The sequence below is a fragment of the Candidatus Baltobacteraceae bacterium genome, assembly GCA_036488875.1.
Lineage (GTDB): Bacteria > Vulcanimicrobiota > Vulcanimicrobiia > Vulcanimicrobiales > Vulcanimicrobiaceae > JAFAHZ01.
The window spans coordinates 1-18,955 of the sequence record DASXGW010000012.1 but is presented as its reverse complement, the minus strand read 5'-3'; the positions used below and the strand labels follow the sequence as shown (position 1 = coordinate 18,955).

The 18,955-nt window shown below is 62.3% G+C and carries 17 protein-coding genes; all 17 read left to right on the top strand.

What is annotated here, in order from left to right; genetic code table 11:
- Positions 1-73 precede the first annotated feature (73 nt).
- On the top strand, positions 74-1,429 hold the full coding sequence (locus VGG89_13085) for an alkaline phosphatase family protein (GenBank protein HEY1977482.1): 1,356 nt from the start codon (positions 74-76) through the stop codon (positions 1,427-1,429).
- Positions 1,416-2,729 (top strand): hypothetical protein, encoded by a 1,314-nt coding sequence (locus tag VGG89_13080; protein HEY1977481.1) that lies wholly within the window; start codon positions 1,416-1,418, stop codon positions 2,727-2,729. Before VGG89_13085 ends, VGG89_13080 begins: the two co-directional genes overlap by 14 nt.
- Positions 2,726-3,583: a dTDP-4-dehydrorhamnose reductase gene (gene rfbD, locus VGG89_13075; protein HEY1977480.1), complete on the top strand. Its 858-nt coding sequence runs from the start codon at positions 2,726-2,728 to the stop codon at positions 3,581-3,583. The genes VGG89_13080 and rfbD overlap by 4 nt, the downstream gene beginning before the upstream one ends.
- Before the next feature lie 36 nt (positions 3,584-3,619).
- Positions 3,620-5,167, top strand: a complete 1,548-nt coding sequence (locus VGG89_13070) for a lysine 5,6-aminomutase subunit alpha (GenBank protein HEY1977479.1) — start codon at positions 3,620-3,622, stop codon at positions 5,165-5,167.
- A complete protein-coding gene (locus VGG89_13065; GenBank protein HEY1977478.1) occupies positions 5,164-5,931 on the top strand; it encodes an OAM dimerization domain-containing protein in 768 nt (255 codons plus the stop codon). The genes VGG89_13070 and VGG89_13065 overlap by 4 nt, the downstream gene beginning before the upstream one ends.
- Positions 5,932-5,945: 14 nt before the next feature.
- A complete protein-coding gene (locus tag VGG89_13060) occupies positions 5,946-6,620 on the top strand; it encodes a PilZ domain-containing protein (protein HEY1977477.1) in 675 nt (224 codons plus the stop codon).
- A gap of 7 nt (positions 6,621-6,627) precedes the next feature.
- On the top strand, positions 6,628-8,658 hold the full coding sequence (locus VGG89_13055) for a GDP-mannose 4,6-dehydratase (GenBank protein ID HEY1977476.1): 2,031 nt from the start codon (positions 6,628-6,630) through the stop codon (positions 8,656-8,658).
- 10 nt (positions 8,659-8,668) lie between these two features.
- Complete coding sequence (locus VGG89_13050) at positions 8,669-9,571, top strand: GDP-mannose 4,6-dehydratase (GenBank protein HEY1977475.1); 903 nt, start codon at positions 8,669-8,671, stop codon at positions 9,569-9,571.
- Between the two features lie 9 nt (positions 9,572-9,580).
- The gene (locus tag VGG89_13045) at positions 9,581-10,174 is read left to right on the top strand and encodes an isoprenylcysteine carboxylmethyltransferase family protein (GenBank protein ID HEY1977474.1); all 594 of its coding nucleotides are present in this window, start codon (positions 9,581-9,583) and stop codon (positions 10,172-10,174) included.
- A gap of 13 nt (positions 10,175-10,187) precedes the next feature.
- Positions 10,188-11,051, top strand: coding sequence for a cation diffusion facilitator family transporter (locus VGG89_13040; protein ID HEY1977473.1), 864 nt, complete (start codon positions 10,188-10,190; stop codon positions 11,049-11,051).
- Positions 11,048-12,379 (top strand): alkaline phosphatase family protein, encoded by a 1,332-nt coding sequence (locus VGG89_13035; GenBank protein HEY1977472.1) that lies wholly within the window; start codon positions 11,048-11,050, stop codon positions 12,377-12,379. The genes VGG89_13040 and VGG89_13035 overlap by 4 nt, the downstream gene beginning before the upstream one ends.
- Complete coding sequence (locus VGG89_13030; GenBank protein ID HEY1977471.1) at positions 12,376-13,731, top strand: alkaline phosphatase family protein; 1,356 nt, start codon at positions 12,376-12,378, stop codon at positions 13,729-13,731. The genes VGG89_13035 and VGG89_13030 overlap by 4 nt, the downstream gene beginning before the upstream one ends.
- Positions 13,732-13,785: 54 nt before the next feature.
- A complete protein-coding gene (locus VGG89_13025) occupies positions 13,786-15,126 on the top strand; it encodes a hypothetical protein (protein ID HEY1977470.1) in 1,341 nt (446 codons plus the stop codon).
- A 3-nt stretch (positions 15,127-15,129) separates the two neighbouring features.
- The gene (locus VGG89_13020; GenBank protein ID HEY1977469.1) at positions 15,130-16,290 is read left to right on the top strand and encodes an acyl-CoA dehydrogenase family protein; all 1,161 of its coding nucleotides are present in this window, start codon (positions 15,130-15,132) and stop codon (positions 16,288-16,290) included.
- Positions 16,291-16,348: 58 nt separating this feature from the next.
- Positions 16,349-17,512, top strand: a complete 1,164-nt coding sequence (gene sucC, locus VGG89_13015) for an ADP-forming succinate--CoA ligase subunit beta (GenBank protein ID HEY1977468.1) — start codon at positions 16,349-16,351, stop codon at positions 17,510-17,512.
- Complete coding sequence (gene sucD, locus VGG89_13010; protein ID HEY1977467.1) at positions 17,512-18,390, top strand: succinate--CoA ligase subunit alpha; 879 nt, start codon at positions 17,512-17,514, stop codon at positions 18,388-18,390. Before sucC ends, sucD begins: the two co-directional genes overlap by 1 nt.
- Positions 18,391-18,627: 237 nt before the next feature.
- The coding region (locus VGG89_13005; GenBank protein ID HEY1977466.1) for a carboxypeptidase-like regulatory domain-containing protein at positions 18,628-18,955 on the top strand (328 nt) is incomplete at its 3' end.

Genomic DNA, 18,955 nt, shown 5'->3' with positions numbered 1-18,955 from the left:
GGTTTGATTTGTCGCGGAAGCCGCGGGCGTTCGTGCCGGTCGCGGCGAAATACGCAAAAACGGAGTGAATGCAATGAAGAGTTGGCTCGGCCTAGTGATATTGCTCGCCGCCCTCGCGGCGTGCGGGGGTTCGCATCCGTCAATGGACGGGGCGAACGCCGGTATGCTGCCGCAACGGATACCCGACGCGAGCGCCGCGCCGAAGTTCGCGCACGTCATCGTGATGATTCAAGAAAACCGGAGCTTCGATAACTTCTTTGCGACCTACGGTCACGGAGCCGATGGAGCGACGTCGGGCCCGATGATCGACCCGACCACCGGCAAGCTCGAGACCGTACAACTCACGATGCATCCACTGCTCGGCCGCGACATCGGACACACGTGGCAAATCTACGTGAAGGAGTACCATCAGGGGAAGATGGACGGCTTCGGCTATGACGGCTGGGGCGGTTGGGGTGGCGGCGGGGCCATCGGCGCGTACGGATATCAGTACGTGGATCCGTCGCAGATCGCACCCTACTGGACGATGGCAAACCAGTACGTGCTCGCCGATCATTTCTTCGAAACCCAGGCTGCAGGGAGTTTTATCGGCCATCAAGATCTCATAGCCGCCGGCACTCCGCTCAGTCCGTGGGAGAGTCTAACGAACTACCCGAGTAATCACCCGTGGGGTTGTGACGCCCCCCTCGGCACTGTCACGACGGTGCTAACGAATAAGGAGCAACTGCATAAAGGGCCGTTCCCCTGCATGGGCTACTCGACTTTGCGCGATCTCCTCGATGCGAAAGGGGTTTCTTGGAAGTACTACGCGCCGCCGTTGAAGTCGCATGCCGGCGACTTATGGTCCGCGTTCGACGCGATCAAAACGGTGCGCTATAGTTCTGAATGGCATACGAACGTCGTTCATCCGAATACGGCGATCTATGACGACATTCGCAACGGCTCGCTGCCGCAGTTCGCGTGGGTGTTGCCCGATCACGACGATTCCGACCACCCCGGCTCGCCCAAGGATACCGGTCCCTCGTGGATCGCGTCGGTCGTCAATGCCGTCGGCAAAAGCAAGTACTGGGACTCGACCGTCATTCTCGTGACGTGGGACGATTGGGGCGGATTCTACGACCACGTCAAGCCGCCGCATCTCGACTATCAAGGGCTAGGCTTTCGTGTCCCGCTATTGGCCATCTCCGCGTATGCGAAGAAAGGTTACGTGGCGCACGACCAGTATGAGTTCGGCAGCGTCCTGAAGTTCGCCGAGGACAATTGGGGATTGGGGACGCTGCACCACACCGACGAGCGCGCCGCCGATTTCGTCAACGACTTCTTCTCATTCTCACAGAAGCCGCGTACGTTCGTTCCGATCTCGGCGAAGTATTCGCAGAGCTACTTCGAGCATCGTCCGCCGTCGTACCAACCGGTTGACGATCAATAAGAACGTGGCCGCTTCGAAGGCCATCGATCGCGGACTAGCGCGCCTGCAGGGCAGCATCATGCTGCGTCAGGGGGCGCTGGTCTTCTTTGCGATGATGGTGCTCAACGTCGGCGGATTCGTGTTCCATGCCGTCGCGAGCCGCCGTCTGGGCGTCGCGGAGTACGGCGTGCTGTACACGCTGATCTCCGGCTGCACCATCGCGGCCGTTCCGGCGGCCCTTGCGGTTCCGGTCATCGCGCGGTTCGCGGCGGAGTTTCGCGTGCTGCACGACGACCGGCACGTGCGCCGCCTAATCGTCGACGTGGTGCGGCTCTTCGGAGCGCTGGCGCTGCTCTATCTGGTGCTGGCGTTTGCGACGATGAATCAGGTCGGCGCGTTCCTGCACGTGCCCGCGTGGACGGTGCCCTTCGTCGCGCTCATGGGCGGCGGCTTGCTCTTTAGCTCGGTCCTGCGCGCCGTCGCGCAGGGAACGCAAGATTACCGCGCGTTCACGATATCGTGCGTGACCGACGGCTTCTCGAAGGTCGTGGCACTGGTCGTTTTCATGGTGCTCGTGCTGGGATTGCTCGGCGGGGTGCTCGGGTTCACCGCGGGGATCTTCGGCGGCGCGGTCGCGGTGGGCATCGCGCTCTCGCAGCGGTACCGCTCGGTGGGCGACTGCGAGATTCGTTACGACTGGCGGCGTATCGTCCTCAGCGGCGTCGGCTCGGCGGCGATTACGATTGCGGGCGCGCTCATGGGATCGATGGACGTCGTGCTCGTGAAGCATTTCTTCGACGCGAATCAGGCTGGTATCTATTCGGCGGCGTCGCTGGGCGGGAAGGTGCTGCTGTATTTCGTGGGCTTCATTCCGACGATTTTGCTGCCGCAGGCGACGGAGCGCCACGTGCGGGGCGAGCGTACGCGCTACGCGCTGGCCGCGTGCGTTACGGTTTTGGTGGCGATCGGCATCGCCGGTGTTATCGCCCTGAAGTTCTTCGGCATCGTGCTGCTGCACGCGCTGGTCGGCCACGCGTTCGATGCGGCCGCGAGCCTGTTGCTGCCGTACGGAACCGCAATGGTGTGCTTGGCGCTCGCCGGTATGCTGGGCTCGTATGGAATCGCGACGCACCGTATCGCCTTTGCGGTGCCGCTGGTCTTTTGTGTGCTCGGTACGCTGCTGAGCATCGCGCTCTTCCATCAAACGCTTGCGCAAGTCGTGACCGCCGTCGCGATCGGAAACGCGGTGACCGTCTGTGCCGTTGCGATAACCATCGGCGTGCAGGCGGCCTTGGGCGAACGCTCGGCCAAAGCCGCGTGAGCCGAGCGCTCCTCATCGGCGGTTCGGGACAGCTCGGCACGGAAATCCGTCGCAGCTGGACGCGATGGGAGATCGTCGCACCGTCGCACGCCGACCTCGACATCGAAGACGGCAACGCGGTCGATGCGTTCGTCGCGCACGAAAAACCCGACGCCGTCGTTAACTGCGCGGCGTTTCACAACGTCGATCGATGCGAAGCCGAACCCGAACGCGCGTTGGCCGTCAACGCGATTGCGGTCGAACGCCTCGCGCGCAGCGCGCGGGATCGCAATGCGATCTTCGTGACGATCAGCACCGACTACGTGTTCGACGGAACGGCGACCGTGCCGTACACGGAGCGCGACTGTCCGCGACCGCTCTCGGCGTACGCGGTTTCAAAACTCGCGGGCGAACAGCTGGTCGCGCGTCTGGATTCGCGTGCGCTCGTCGTGCGCACGTGCGGGGTATACGGCGTTCGGCCGTCGGCCGGCAAAGGGCATACGTTCGTCGATCGCGTGATCGCGCAAGGCCGCGCGAAGGAGACGATCCGCATCGTCAACGACGTGACCGCGTCGCCGACGTTCGCCGGGCATCTCGCCGAAGCGCTGTTGTCGCTAGTCGAGTCGGGAGCGACAGGTCTTTTTCACGCCGCCGACGTCGGCCCGGTCACCTGGTACGACTTTGCGGTCGAGGCACTGCGCCAGGCCGGCGTCGATCACCCCGTCGAGCCGATTGCGGCCGCGTCGTGGAAGGCGCCGGCGCGGCGCCCGGCGTTTTCGGCGCTGGACAGCGGCAAGCTGCGTACCTTAGGGATCGAGATGCCGGGTTGGCGCGAGGGGATCGCCGCCTACCTGCGCCTGAAAAACCAAGCTTAGGGCTTGAGGCCCCGCGCGGCGAAAGAAGCCTCCACCATGGAGTTAAGGGTGGATCGCTCCCGGATCGATCGTTGCCGGGAGCTGGCGCAAGCCATCGTCTCGCCGGTCGAAGAGTTCATTGCGGCCCACTCGACGGTTTCGGTCGAGCGCGCCGTCGTACGCCTGTTGGGCGTCGACGGCATCGGCGCCGACGAGGTACCGGTTCCCAACCTCATCGTCGACGCGCTGTCGCCGGCTCAGCGCCGCGACGGGGTCGCGCTCGCGTTCGGTAAGGCGCTGGCCGAAACCGGTCTCGAGCCGCGCGCGCTGGGCGAAGCGATCGCAGCCGGTAAGCATCGTCTCGACGAGTTTTCGCAGACGCCCGACGCGGCCGCGCGCGGCGCCTTACGGCCGTACGTCGAGAAGGCGATGACGCAGATTCGCGGCCGGCGTGACGAGCGAACCGAACGGCTCCAGCGCTTTGCGCAGTTGCCGCCCCCGCTGCTCTACGTGATCGTCGCCAGCGGCAACATCTACGAAGATCGCACCGCGGCGGTTGCCGCGGCCGAAGCCGGCGCGCAAATCATCGCGGTCATCCGCTCGACGGGTCAATCGCTGCTCGATTTCGTTCCGTTCGGGCCGACGACCGAAGGTTTCGGCGGCACGTACGCGACGCAAGCCAACTTCCAAATCATGCGTGCCGCGCTCGATGAAGTTTCCGAGCGCCTGGGACGCTACGTGATGCTAACCAACTATGCGAGCGGCCTGTGCATGCCGGAGATTGCCACGATGGCGGCGATCGAACGTTTGGACATGCTGCTCAACGACTCGATGTACGGCATTCTCTTCCGCGACATCAACATGAAGCGGACGTTCGTCGATCAGCATTTCAGCCGGATGCTCAACGCCTACTCCGGCATCATCATCAACACGGGTGAGGACAACTATCTCACGACGGCCGACGCCGTCGAGCAAGCCCCCGCCGTGCTCGCCTCGCAGTTCATCAACGAGGAGTTCGCGCACCGCGCCGGCATGCCGGACCGCCAAATCGGTTTGGGGGACGCGTACGAAATCAACCCCGACCTCGAAGACGGGTTCCTCTATCAAGTCGCGCAGGCGCAACTCGCGCGCCAGATTTTCCCGAACGCTCCGCTCAAATATATGCCGCCGACCAAACACATGACGGGCGACATCTTCAAAGGGCATTTGATCGACGCGCTGTTCAATCTGACGTCGGTCATGACGCAGCAGACGATTCATCTCTGCGGAATGCTGACCGAGGCGATTCACACGCCGTTTTTGGGCGACCGCGTGCTCTCGCTCGAAAACGCGCGCTACATCATGAGTACGGCGCGGCACTTCGGCGACGAGATTTCGTTCAAGCCGGGCGGCATCGTCGAGCGGCGCGCGCAGGACGTCCTCGAGGGATGCGAGCAGCAGCTCGAACGCGTGGCGTCGATGGGACTGATGCACGCGATCGATGCGGCCGTCTTTGCCGACGTTACACGCCACCCCGACGGCGGACGCGGATTCGACGGCGTCTTCGAGCGCTCGGCCGCGTACTACAATCCATTCGAAGAATCGCTGCGGGGAGTGCCCGCATGACTAAGTTAGTGAAGCCGTACGGCGATACGATGAACGACGGCAAGATTCAGCTGTCGTTTACCTTGCCCGTCGAATGGAGCGAAGCCGCCGACGAAGCGGCGCGGCAACTCGTCACCAAGATGGGATTCACCGACGCCGCGGTTGCCGAAGGGCGCCGCATCGCCGCCGGTTTTTCCTTTTTCGTGGTGTACGCCTCGACGCCGCAGGCGGTCGACGTCGAGAGCATCAAGGCGCCGTCGGCGCGCGAGCACGCGATGACGATGGAACAAGTCGACGACTTCGTCATGACGCAGATCGGCCGGAAGATTCGCATTGCCGGGGCCTGCATCGGGACCGACGCCCACACCGTGGGCATTGACGCTATTCTGAACATGAAGGGGTACAAGGGCGATTACGGGCTCGAGCGCTATCACTCGTTCGAGACGTACAATCTCGGCAGCCAAATCGCTCCGGAAGATCTCGTTCGCTACGCTAGGGAGAACCGCATCGACGCCATTTTGGCCTCGCAGGTCGTCACGCAAAAAGGCAGCGACGTCAAGAATTTCACCGAGCTCGTCGAGCTGCTCGAGGCCGAGGGCTTGCGCGACGCCGTCGTGGCCATTTGCGGCGGTCCGCGCGTGACCAACCTGATGGCCAGCGAGCTCGGCTACGACGCCGGCTTCGGCCGCGGGACGCTGCCCAGCGAGGTCGCGGCGTTCGTGGCCGTCACCTTAGCCGAACGTTTGAAGCGACAAGAAAAAGTAACCGGGCGGGCGGGCGTCTAAGTTCACGGACCCCGATGCTCGACGAACTTCTCGGCTGGTTCACCGGCAAGGAGCCGAATCGCCGTAAATATCCCCGCAAGCGCAAGCCGTACCGGGCGACCGTGTCGGTCGACGGCGGCGTTTCGCAGCGCCCGGCCATCGGCTTGGACATCAGCGGCGGCGGCCTCTGCCTGCTGACTCAGGAGCCCACGGGTTTGGAAGAGTTCGAGGTGCGCGCTACGATCGATACGCGCGTCCTGCGCCTGCGCGCCAGATCCGTGTGGCAAGACACGGTGACGCACCAAGGCAAATCGGTCTGGCGCTACGGCATGCGGTTCACCGGCATCTCGGCCGACGATTGGGACTCGATCATCCGCTATACCACCGATAAGCCCGTACAAGAAGTCAACAAGGCGCAAGAGGAGCTCGTCTCCGTTCGCATGACGCCCGACGATGCGAACCGCCTGCTGCCGATCCAGCTGCAGCGCCGGCTTCTGGCGATGCTCGTCGAGCGCCGCCGGCTCGCGCCGATTCAGGAGAGCGTGACGCCGCTGGTTCAGTATTTTTACTCCGGCGTCGTTCGCTACAACAACGAGCTGATGCATCGCTTGACGATCCAATCGAAAGTCGTTGGAACCGAGGGCGCGGAAATGTACGAAACGCGGTTCGTGTTCGACGATCAAGGCACGAAAATAGAAATGTTGAACTAACTTGGCAGTGAAGAAAACTGCGCTTATTACCGGTATCACCGGCCAGGATGGTTCCTACCTGGCCGAGTTGCTTTTGACGCAGGGTTACCGCGTCGTCGGAATGACGCGCCGTACGAGCACCGAGGTGCACGAACGCATCGAGCACATCGTCGATAACATCGAAATCGTGTCGGGCGATCTGCTCGATCAAAGCTCGATCCAGTCGATCATCGCTCAGTTCCAACCCGACGAAGTGTACAACCTCGCCGCGCAGTCGTTCGTTCCCGCATCGTGGGAGCAGCCCGTGCTCACGGGCGAGTTCACCGCGCTCGGCGTGACGCGTATGCTCGACGCGATCCGCCACGTCGATCCGAAGATCAAGTTCTATCAGGCGTCGAGCTCCGAGATGTTCGGCAAAGTCGTCGAGGTTCCGCAAAAGGAAACGACGCCGTTCTATCCGCGCAGCCCGTACGGCGTCGCAAAAGTCTACGGCCACTGGATCACCGTGAACTATCGCGAGTCGTACGGCATGTTCGCATGTAGCGGCATGCTGTTTAATCACGAAAGTTTGGTAGGCCAAGCACCCGTTATTATTCGCCGAAACGGTGAAATAGACGTTCTTCCGATTAAGGAAGTCGTTCCGGTTCAACCAAACGGTAGCGTTTACCAAAGCTTCGGGCCGGAACCCGGATTGGAAGTCTGGGACGGTGAGCGATTTGTTGACGTGCTAGGGTCCACGGCATACAAACACCGCCCTGTTGTCGACAATAAGGGAGTTCGCCGTATTGAGGCGCGCTGCGGCGCAGCGAGTGTAACGGCGGATCACGTGGTGTTTATGAACGACGGCGAACGCTCCGCTCGCGATGTGTCGATCGGACAGCGCGTTCTAAGAGCAAAGCTTCCAGAGGTCCCGAACGCGACCGACTGTTCTATTGAGTTGGCGTGGATGTTGGGCGCTTTCGTGGGCGATGGTAACGCTTCAATAAGCCCGAGTGGTCAGGTCCACGGGCGTTTTATAAACTCAGATGCGGGCCTACGGGAGCAGTTTTCGAAGCTTTGGAAGTCGGAGACTTCAGGATACACGACCTACGCGCCGGTGCAATCCGGGTTTGTCCCCGGTAAAGTAACTGGAGCTCTCGCCTTGAATGGTGCTCCGCGTTTTATTGAGTGGCTGCGCGCGGAGTGCTATACAAGCGAAGGCCATAAGCGCGTGCCGCGATTGATCCTCAATGGTGACGAACTGCTGTGGCGAGCGTTTCTGGAAGGTTACAACGCGACGGACGGCCTCAAGGCCAATCCAAAGATAAAACACCGCTACAAAAACTTCAAGACGAATTCGCCGACGTTGGCAATGGGGCTCTGGTGGATGGCGCGCAAGGCCCTCAACCAGGAGTGCGTTCTCAACGTCGACGTGGGGCCTCCCGACCGCCCGGGGCCGTTTTATTCCATCAATCTTCGTTCGCCGAATAGAGTTGGCGATAAGGGCGCGCACTTGCGCAAAGAGCTTGGCGAAGTCAAGCGGATCGTGGAGCAACCGCATTACGATGGCTGGCTGTACGATCTGACGACCGAAAGCGAGCGATTTCATGCCGGTGTCGGCGAGCTCATCATCCACAATTCGCCGCGCCGAGGAAAAGAGTTCGTCACGCGTAAGATCACTTACGGCGTGGCGCGTATCAAGATGGGACTCGCCAAAGATCTGCGCTTAGGAAATCTCGAAGCGCAGCGCGACTGGGGATACGCGGGTGACTACGTGCGGGCGATGTGGATGATGCTGCAAGCGCCCGAACCTGACGATTATGTAATCGCAACGGGCCGCACCCACAGCGTACGCGAGTTCGTTCGCATCGCGTTCGAATCTGCCGGGCTGGGTTCATATGAACCGTACGTCATCGTCGATCCACGGTTCGTTCGACCCGCGGAGGTGGACGTGCTCGTTGGCGATCCCGCCAAAGCGAAGGCAAAACTCGGCTGGGAGCCGCAGGTGAGCTTTGAAGAGCTCGTCGAGATGATGGTCAAAGCCGACATCGACCGCCTCGCCGAAAACGCGCGCGTTTAGGATAAGCAACGTGCGCGCGCTCGTTACCGGAGCGTCGGGATTCGTCGGGCGTCACCTGATAACGGCGCTGCGCGACGCCGGCGACGAGAGCTTTTCGCCGGCGTTCGACGTCACCGACGGTGCGGCAATCCGCGACGCGCTCGACGCAACCCGTCCGACGCACGTCTTTCACCTCGCGGCCCAGACGTTCGTTCCCGATTCGCTCGCGTCGCCTGAAGCGACGTATCGTACGAACGTCATCGGTACCGCACGCGTCGCACAAGCGATTCGCGAATACGCGCAAACGAACGGAACGATGCCGCGGCTGATCTTTACGAGCTCGGCCGAAATCTACGGCCCGCGAGAGGCGCGCGAGTTTCCGCTGCGGGAGTCGCTCGATCCTCGGCCGGCCAATCCCTACGCCGCCAGCAAGGCCGCCGCCGAGGCCCTTCTCTTAGGCGAAGCGCGCAGCCTAAAACTCGACGTCGTCGTCGCGCGGGCGTTCAATCACATCGGGCCGGGTCAGAGCGATCGCTTCGTCGTGCCGTCGTTTGCGTCGCAGCTCGCGCGGATCGCGCGTGGTGCTCCGCCGGTACTCTTGGTCGGGAATCTCGAAGCGGCGCGCGACTTTCTCGACGTACGCGACGTCGTGCGCGCCTACGTGTCGCTGGCACGCGACGGAGAGCGAAGCGGAATCTATAACGTCTGCAGCGGTAACGCCGTGACGATCCGCGACGTTTTGCGCGAGCTCGTCACGATCGCTCACGTCCCCGTCGAGATCCGAGAGGATCCCGCGCGGATGCGGCCCAGCGACGTACCGCTGCTGGTCGGAAGCGCTGAGAAACTGCGGGAACGCACGGGCTGGGAACCTGAGATTATGCTTGGACGCTCGCTGGGCGACGTCTACGAGGCGGCGTACGCCGTCGCGTCGTAAGCCACGGCGATGGACGATTCGGAGAGCCTCGAAGCTTTCGTTTTTAAGAATCGCGGCGCGTTGCTCGCCGTGCCGGCGGTCGCGCTCGCCGCACTGGGGAAACCGAGTGCGTTCAGCATCACCGTCGGTCTGCCGATCGCCATCGCCGGCGAGCTGCTGCGCTGTTGGGCGGTCGGGTATTCGGGCGTGACCACGCGCGGCGACGCCGTCGAGGCGCCAAAGCTCGTGACCGCGGGACCGTATGCGTACGTGCGCAATCCGCTCTACGTCGGCAACTTCATCACCGCCGCCGGTTTTGCGATCGCGTTTACCGGCAAGAACTCGGCTCTCGCGCGGCTCGGTCTCATCGCCGGCGCGCTGGGCTCGATGATCGGCGTCTACGCGACGATCGTTCCGCACGAAGAGCAGTTCTTGCGCGAAAAATTCGGTGAGAAGTTCGAGCGCTATTGCGAACGCGTTCCACCGGTGGTGCCGCAACTCGAGCCGATGCCCGACGGCGCGGGCGAGTGGCGCGCCGACGTGATCGCCAAGGCGGAAAGCAACACATTCGCCACGTTCGGAGCGATGCTGGCAACGCTCGCGCTCAAAGCGCTGCGCGCCTAAAAGCGGTGCTTCGGTGACGGTCCGCCGCAGTCTCAGTCTCGCAATCGCCGTTACCGCCTTCGTCGCGCTACTCGAGTTTTGGGGCGGCTATGCGTCGCGCAGCCTGGCTTTAACCGGCGACGCGGTTCACGTAACGATGGATCTGTTCGCGCTTGGATTGGCACTGCTGGCGGCAATCGGTGCGGAGCGGCCAGCCGATCGAAAGCGAACCTACGGCTACGGACGGATCGAAGTCCTAGGCGCGCTCCTCAACGGTACGATCCTGCTCGTCGCTACGATCGCGATCGTTTACTTCGCCGCGCGCCGATTCTCCGAGCCGGTTCAGCCGGAGCCCGCGATCATGTCAGCGGTCGCCGGAGTGGGCCTCTTCTGCAATGCCGTCGTGGGTTTCGTCCTCAACGGAGCGCATCGCGACCTCAACGTGCGCGCCGCGCTCTTTCACGTGCTCGGCGATGCGTTGGGCGCCGTGGCCGTGATCGCCGGCGGCATCGCGATCGCGCTCACGCACCACGCCTGGATCGATCCGGCGCTGTCGCTCTTCGTCGCGGTCATTATCGTGGTCGGCGTGCTGCGCGTGATGCGCGATGCAACCAGCGTGCTGCTCGAAAGCACGCCGCGCGGCCTCGACGACGTCGCGGTCTCCAAGCACATCTCGGAGATTGCCGGCGTCACGGGAGTGCACGACTTGCACGTCTGGTCGATCGGCAGCGGCTCGCACGCGCTTTCGGCGCACGTACTGCTCGACGACCGCCGGCTCAGCGAAGCGAACGCCATCCTACGCGCGATCGACGAGTGCTTGCGCGAGCACTTCGGCATAGCGCACGTGACGATTCAGTTCGAATGCGAAAGCTGTCCCGTCGTGGTGAGTCACGGATGACTACCGTACGTTGGTGTGCGCTTGCCGCGCTTGTCGCTTTTACCGGCGGCTGCGCGTCGGCGCCTTTCGTGCCGGTACAGCCCTCGGCGGCAAATGGCGCGCGCTCGCCGGCGGCGCCCCCAAAGAAGATCCAGCACGTCTTGATCCTCATTCAAGAGAACCGCAGTTTCGACAACTTCTTCGCAACGTTCCCACGTGCCGAGGGCACGATGCAGGGGCGGCTGCGCACCGGCACTACCGTCACAACGGTTCCATTGACGAAGGCCGGCCTGCTCGCCGCTGCCGACGTTCCGCACAACTATAACTCCTATCGTATTGATTACGACGGCGGCAAGATGGACGGGTTCGGTATCGTCGCGAGCAACTATGGAAAACCGCAGCTAGCACCGTATCAATATGTGGATCCAAAGCAGATCGCCGTGTATTGGACGTTGGCCAAGCGGTACGTATTGGCCGACCACATGTTTATGACCGCCGGCAGCGACAGTACCATCGCGCATCAAGATCTGATCGCCGGCGGCACGCAAATCAACACCAACGACGCGATCGTCGACAGCCCGATCGGAGGCGGCCCCCCGGGATGCGACGCCTCCAAGAACACGATAACGTCGCTCGTGACTCGCGCCGGCGCCTTCCTGAAATACGGCGGTCCGTTTCCGTGCTACAGCTATGCGACCTTGCGCGATCTCCTCGATCGCAAACACGTGAGCTGGCGCTACTATCACAGCACGCCGTACGATCCCTGGAACCCGTTTGAAGCGATTCGCGCGGTGCGTTACGGCGACGAGTGGGGTACCAAAGTCGTAGATCCACAGACCAAACTCTTCGGCGACATCAAAAATCAAAAACTTCCCAGCGTGTCGTGGGTGATTCCGACTGGGGACTACTCGGACCATCCCGGAATACCGCACGACTACGGGCCCGACTGGATCGGCAGCATCGTCAACGCCATCGGCGAAAGCTCGTACTGGCAGTCGACCGCCATCTTTATCATTTGGGACGATTGGGGAGGGCTCTACGACCACGTGCCCCCACGTCAATTCGATTTTGGCCAACTCGGTTTTCGCGTGCCGGCAATCGTGGTATCGCCCTATGCGCGCAGCGGCTACGTGGCGCACACGCAGTACGAGTTCGGCAGCATTCTGCGTTTCGTCGAAGATAACTGGCAACTAGGGAGGCTCGGTACCAGCGACGTTCGCGCAGCCAGCGTCGGCGACGTTTTCGATTTCTCACAACAACCGCGACGGTACGTTCCCGTCCGCGTCACGCATCCGCCCAGTTTCTTCATCGCGCTTCCACCCTCGAATCTGCCGTTGGACACCGAATGACGTTGCGCAAACTGCTCGCGCTCCTTTGCGTGGCGGCGTTCGCAAGTTCGTGCAGCGCGACGCCGGTAGCACCGGTCGTTGCGCCGGTCTCGACCGTTGCTTCCGGCTCGGTCCTCGGTCCCGGGAAGTATCTCAAGCACATCGTCATCATCGTTCAGGAGAACCGCACGTTCGACAATCTCTTTTACGGTTTTCCGAACTCGGAGTTCGCGAGGTACGGGCGCACGCACGACGGTAGGAAGGTGATGCTGCACCCGGTCGGACTCGTTGGACCTTGCCTGACGAACCAATGGTCGGAGGCGCTGGCAGATTATGACGGCGGCCGCATGGACGGCTTCGATCGAAACCACTACGACTGTACGCGTCACGACGCCGTCGGCGACTACGTGTATTCGTACGTGAATCCCAGCGAAGTGGCGCCGTATTGGGCGATGGCCAAAAGCTACGTCTTGGCCGACCACATGTTTCCGACGATGTTCGGCAACAGCTTCACCGCGCATCTCGACCTCATCGCCGGGACCGCGAGTCTTTCGCCGTCGATCTCCGAAGTCGATACGCCGTTCGCGCAGCCTTGGGGCTGCGATGCGCCGGCCGGCACGAAGACGTCGATTCTCAACTCGGCGCGTCACGAAAGCGTGGGCGGCGGACCGTTTCCATGCTTTACGCAGTTCCGTACGCTGGCCGACACACTCGATGCCGCCGGAGTCTCGTGGAAGTATTATGCACCCGCGGTATCGGTGTTCGGCGGGAACATTTGGTCTGAGTTCAGTGCGATCAAAAACGTGCGCTACGGCCCGGATTGGTCGCGTAACGTCAGCTCACCGCAGACCCGCGCGATCTACGACGCGCGCGACGGGCATTTACCATCAGTTTCGTGGGTGATTCCCGACGCAATCGATTCCGACCATCCCGGATTTGGACAAACGGGCCCGTCGTGGGTGGCTGCGGTCGTCAACACGATCGGCAAGAGCCCCGATTGGAAGAGTACGGCTATCGTCGTGCTGTGGGATGATTGGGGCGGATGGTACGACGACCTGCCGCCTCCGCACCGCGACTACCGCGGGCTGGGCATACGCGTTCCGTGCATCGTCATCTCGCCGTACGCCAGAGCCGGTTACGTCGCGCACACGCAATACGAATTCGGCAGCGTCGTGAAGCTCGTAGAAGAGGTCTTCGGTCTACCCGTACTCGGTTCTACCGCCGGTGGCTACACGGACCAGCGCGCCAACAGCATGCTCGACGTCTTCGACTTCCATCAGACGCCGCGCGCGTTCGTGACGATTCCCGCGAAGAAACCGGCGTCGTACTTCCTCACGCGACCGCCTTCGAATCTGCCTCCGGACGACGACTAACGCCGCAACCGTTTGGGGGGCCAAGCGCCTTTCATTAGAGAAGGACAAAACGCTATGACTCAGATCCATTCCAAGGCCGTCGTGCTGTCGACGGCCCGCACCCCGTTCGGTAAGCTCGGGGGCGCACTCGCACCGTTAGGCGCAACAAGCTTGGGCGCGGTCGCACTTGCCGCCGCCATCGAACGCTCCGGCGTCGATCCCTCCGACGTCGAACACGCCATCTTCGGCGAAGTGCTTCAGGCCGGCGTCGGCCAAAATCCCGCGCGCCAAGTCGTGTTCAAAGCGAACCTCGCGAAGACCGTGACCGCCGAAACCGTGAACAAGGTGTGCGCTTCGGGGCTGCTCGCGGTCGTCGGTGCGATGCGGTCGATCAATGCGGGCGCCAACAACGTCGTTGCCGCCGGCGGAATGGAATCGATGTCGAACGCCCCTTATCTCTTGCGCGACGCTCGGTTCGGCTATCGGTTCGGCGACGGCGCGCTCGTCGATGCAATGATCTACGACGGGTTATGGGATCAATATTTCCCGATGGCGATGTCGACGCAGGGCAGCAGGGTCGCCGGTGAAATGGGCATGACGCGCGACGAGCAAGATCGCTTCGCGTACGAAAGCCACCGGCGCGCGCACGAATCGCACTCGAAAGGCCACTTCGCCGACGAGATCGTTCCGGTGCGCGTCGCCTCGAAGGCAAAAGGCAAAGTCGTCGTCGACAAACTGCCGCAGCGAGGCGACGTTCGCGTTCCCGCTTCGGTCGGTGCCGCCAACCGCATCTGGGATCACGAGCCGTCGGCGCAGTTTACCATGCAGTACGAGCAGTACGCGCCGTTCGTCACGGGCGACGTTCCGAATACCGTCGTCGATCGTGACGAATCCGTTCGCGGCGACGCAAGCCTCGAAGCGATGGGCAAACTCAAGCCCCTGGAAAAGGACGGAACGATTACCGCCGCCAACGCGCCTGGCGTTAACGACGGTGCCGCAGCGTTGATTCTCGCCGACGCGCAGTGGGCCGCACAGCGCGGCCACGAAGCCCTCGCCACGATCGTCGAGCACGCTACCGTCGCGTGGGATTCGCCCTACATCTGTCTCACGCCGGCGATGGCGGCCTCGAAGCTGCTCGATCGCGTCGGGCTTCGTCACGAAGACATCGCGGTCTGGGAGATCAACGAAGCGTTCTCCGCGGTCGCCATCACGTCGGCGCGCAACTTGGGGCTCGATGAAACCGAGATCAACAAGTTCGGTGGCGCGGTCGCAATGGGACATCCGATCGGCGCGTCGGGCGCGCGCATCATCGGGACGGTCATCAATCAGCTGCGCAAGCGCGGCGGCGGTTACGGCATTGCGACGATCTGTTCGGGCGGCGGCCAAGGGGATGCCGTCCTGATTCGCGTCGGCTAAAACGTGCTCAGCGCCGAGCGAACTCAGTTCGAGCTTACCGACGAACAGCGACAGATCGGCGCGCTGGCAGCCGAGATCGCGCAGCGCGAGATTGCTCCGCATATCGCGCAGTGGGATCGCGAGCGCGTCTTCCCGCGCGCGTTGTACGCCAAACTGACCGAAGCCGGCATCATGGGCATCATCATTCCCGAAGAGTTCGGGGGCGCCGGCGCCGACTACGTTTCGTATGCGCTAGCGATCGAAGAACTCGCGCGCGTCGACGCGGGCACGGCCGTTACGGTGTCGGTGCACGCGATGATTTGCTCGGCGGTGGTGCGTCTTGGGAGCGACGAGCAGAAACGTCACTGGCTTCCGCAGTTTGCCGGCCGCGACGTTATTGCGGGGTTCGCGCTCACCGAGCCCGACGCCGGCTCCGACGCGGCGAACATTCGCGGATCTGCGAAACGCGCCGCCGCCGGATACCTGCTCAACGGTCGCAAGCAGTGGTGCACGAACGGGAGCCACGCCGGCGGGATCATGGCTATGTTTCGCACCGGCGGTCCCGGCGCAAAAGGTGTGAGTGCGTTTATCGTCGACGCGCAATCGCCGGGCATCGTCGTCGAAAAAGTGACGGAGAAACTCGGCATCCACACGAGCAATACGGTAGATCTCGCATTTGACGACGTGAGCGTCCCCGGTAACGCGCTGCTCGGAAACGAAGGCGACGGCTTCGGTAACGCGATGCAGGCGCTGACTGCCGGTCGCATCGGCATCGCGGCGCAAGCGACCGGAATACTCGCGGCGTGTTTGGACGAATCGGTGCAGTTTGCAAAAGAACGGACCGCGTTCGGGAAGCCGATCGGCGGTTTCGAAGGCGTTTCGTTCAAGATCGCGCAGATGGCAACGGATCTCGACGCAGCGCGGCTGTTGGTCTATCGAGCCGCGTCGCTGGCCGATGCCGGTAAACCGTTTGCGGTTGAAGCAAGCAAAGCCAAGCTCTTCGCTTCGACTGCGGCGCGCAAGCACGCGGCCGAAGCGCTGCAGATTCACGGCGGCTACGGCTATACGACAGAGTTTCCGGTCGAGCGCCACTATCGCGACGCCAAGATAACCGAAATCTACGAAGGGACCTCGGAGATCCAGCAGCTCATCATCTCGCGGTCGCTGCTGGGCAAGCTAGACTAGCAACTGCGACTAAAGCTACAAGGGGCACCGCGACGGCCTAATCGAATCGAGGGCGGCTATGAATTTGATGGAGTACCAGGGCAAAGAGCTCTTTAAGCGGGCCGGCATTCCCGTGCCGCGGAGCGGGCACGCGCTTACGCCGAACGAGGTTGCGGAGCATATCGAAAAGACCGTGGGCGAATGGGTCGTCAAAGCTCAGGTGCTCATGGGCGGCCGCGGTAAGGCCGGTAAGATCAAGTTTGCCAATACCGCCGACGAAGGGCGCGCCGTCGCGACGGACATCCTCGCGACGCCGATGCCGGGTAATCGCCAAAACCCGCAAGGCGAAGAAATCAAATCGCTGCTGGTTGAAGAGAAGCTGCCGATCGCCAAAGAGGCGTACTGCGCGATCGCCATCGACCGCACGCAGAAGAAGCCCGTGATCATGGTCAGCCGTTTCGGCGGCATGGACATCGAAGAAGTCGCCGAGAAGCATCCCGACTCCATTGCAAAGTTCTACGTCGATACCGCGATCGGGTACTCGCCGTTTATCGGCCGCGAGCTCGCGTTCGAATCGGAGCTCGATCCGGGGTATCGCAAGCAGCTGCCGGCGATCGTCGGCGCGCTCTACGACCTGTTCTTCCGTTACGGCGCGAAGCTCGTGGAGATCAATCCGCTCGTGCTGACATCCGAGGGCCGCGTCTTCGCATCCGATGCAAAGGTCGAGCTGGACGACGACGCGTTGTTCCGCAATCCGGAGTTTGCGGAGTGGCAAAAGCACCTTCCGCTCGACGAAGACGAACAACTCGCCGTCAAAGCGGGATTAGGAATCCGTAACTTCCGCCGCTTCGACGGCAACGTCGGCACGATGGCCAACGGCGCAGGTTTGGCGATGGCCACCATGGATGCCGTGACGAACGCCGGCGGCAAGATCGCCAACTTCCTCGATGTCGGCGGTGGTGCAAACGCCGAGCGCGTGCGCAACTGCTACGAGCTCGTGGTGAACAATACCGGGGCGAAGTCGTTCTTCGTGAACATCTTCGGCGGCATCACGCGCGGCGACGAAGTTGCCAAAGGCATCGTTGCGGCTATGAAGGAGACGACGTCGCGGAAGATTCCGCTCGTCATCCGCTTGACCGGCACGAACGAGGCCGAAGGGCGAAAGATTCTCGCCGACAACAACATGACGCCGGTCGAGACGATGGACGAAGGCGCTAAGAAAGCCGTGGAGCTAGCACAGTAATGTCGATTTTTTTAGATAAGAACAGTAAGGTCATCGTTCAAGGCATCACCGGATCGGAAGGGTCGTATCACACCGACCGCATGGTGAAGTACGGAACCAACATCGTCGGCGGCGTGACCCCCGGCAAAGGCGGCCAAAAGACGCCTCACGGCCTGCCCGTCTTCGATACCGTAAAGGACGCGGTCGAAGCGACCGGCGCGACGCATACGTGTATCTTCGTGCCGCCGCCCTTTGCCGCCGATGCGCTCTACGAGGCCTACGAAGCCGGCATCACGTTTGCGGTTTGCATCACCGAAGGCGTTCCCGTTCACGACATGCTCAAGGTCGTGGGCACGACGCCCGGCATGCGAATCATCGGCCCGAACTGCCCGGGCTTGGTCTCCCCCGGAAAAGCCTCGATCGGCATCATGCCGGGTCACGTCTTCACCCCGGGCAACGTCGGTCTGATCTCCCGCTCGGGCACGCTGACCTACGAGGTCGTCGACCTTCTCACGCGAGCCGGCATCGGCCAGTCGACCTGCATCGGCATCGGCGGCGACCCGATCATCGGGACGACGTTCGTTGACTGTCTGCGCGAGTTTAAGAACGACTCTGAAACCACGGCCGTGGTCGTCTGCGGCGAGATCGGCGGCTCCGACGAGGAGGATGCGGCGGCATTCATTCGCGAGCACATGCCGGGAACGCCGATTGTGGCCTTCATCGGCGGCCGAAACGCGCCTCCGGGCAAGTCCCTGGGGCACGCCGGAGCCATCATCTCGGGCAACTTCGGTACGCCCCAGAGTAAAATCGCGGCATTCGAGGCCGCCGGGGTTCCCGTCGCCGACCGGCCGTCGGAGATCCCGCGCTTGCTTTCGGAACGCCTCGCCGTTACGGCTTAACGGCCCTTTGAGATTTCGTGAATATCTCCATAAAGCTAAGCTAATAGAACTTAAAGGAGCGGACCTTTGTCTCAGGAAAGTGCCGCAATTGCGTCACCCTGAGTTTTGCCTGAGGTAAAGTCTGCCTCCGGCCAGCCCCGGCGTGGCGCAATATCACACGTCACGACCGAGGGTAAAAAATTGAAGAACATTGGATCCCTCCGTCGACCGTTGGTCGCCGTACTGGTGTTGGTGACTATGCTTGTCCAGGGAACATGGGCACTGGCAGGCGTCACCGGCAACATCTCCGGCACCGTGCGCGACAACACTGGGGCACCCGTAGCAGGAGCTAAGGTGCAGGCGGTGTCGCCGTCGCAATCGGCAACAACGACGACGGATACAACCGGTCATTTCATCATGCTCTCGCTGGCCCCCGACACGTATACGGTCAGCGTTTCAAAGGACGGCTATCAGCAGACGTCCTTCCCCGGCGAAGTCGTCTTCGCCGACCAAACACAGCAAGCGACGTACACGATCGGCAAAGCGCTGAAGACGATCGCGCACGTCACGTCCGCCAGTGCCGGAA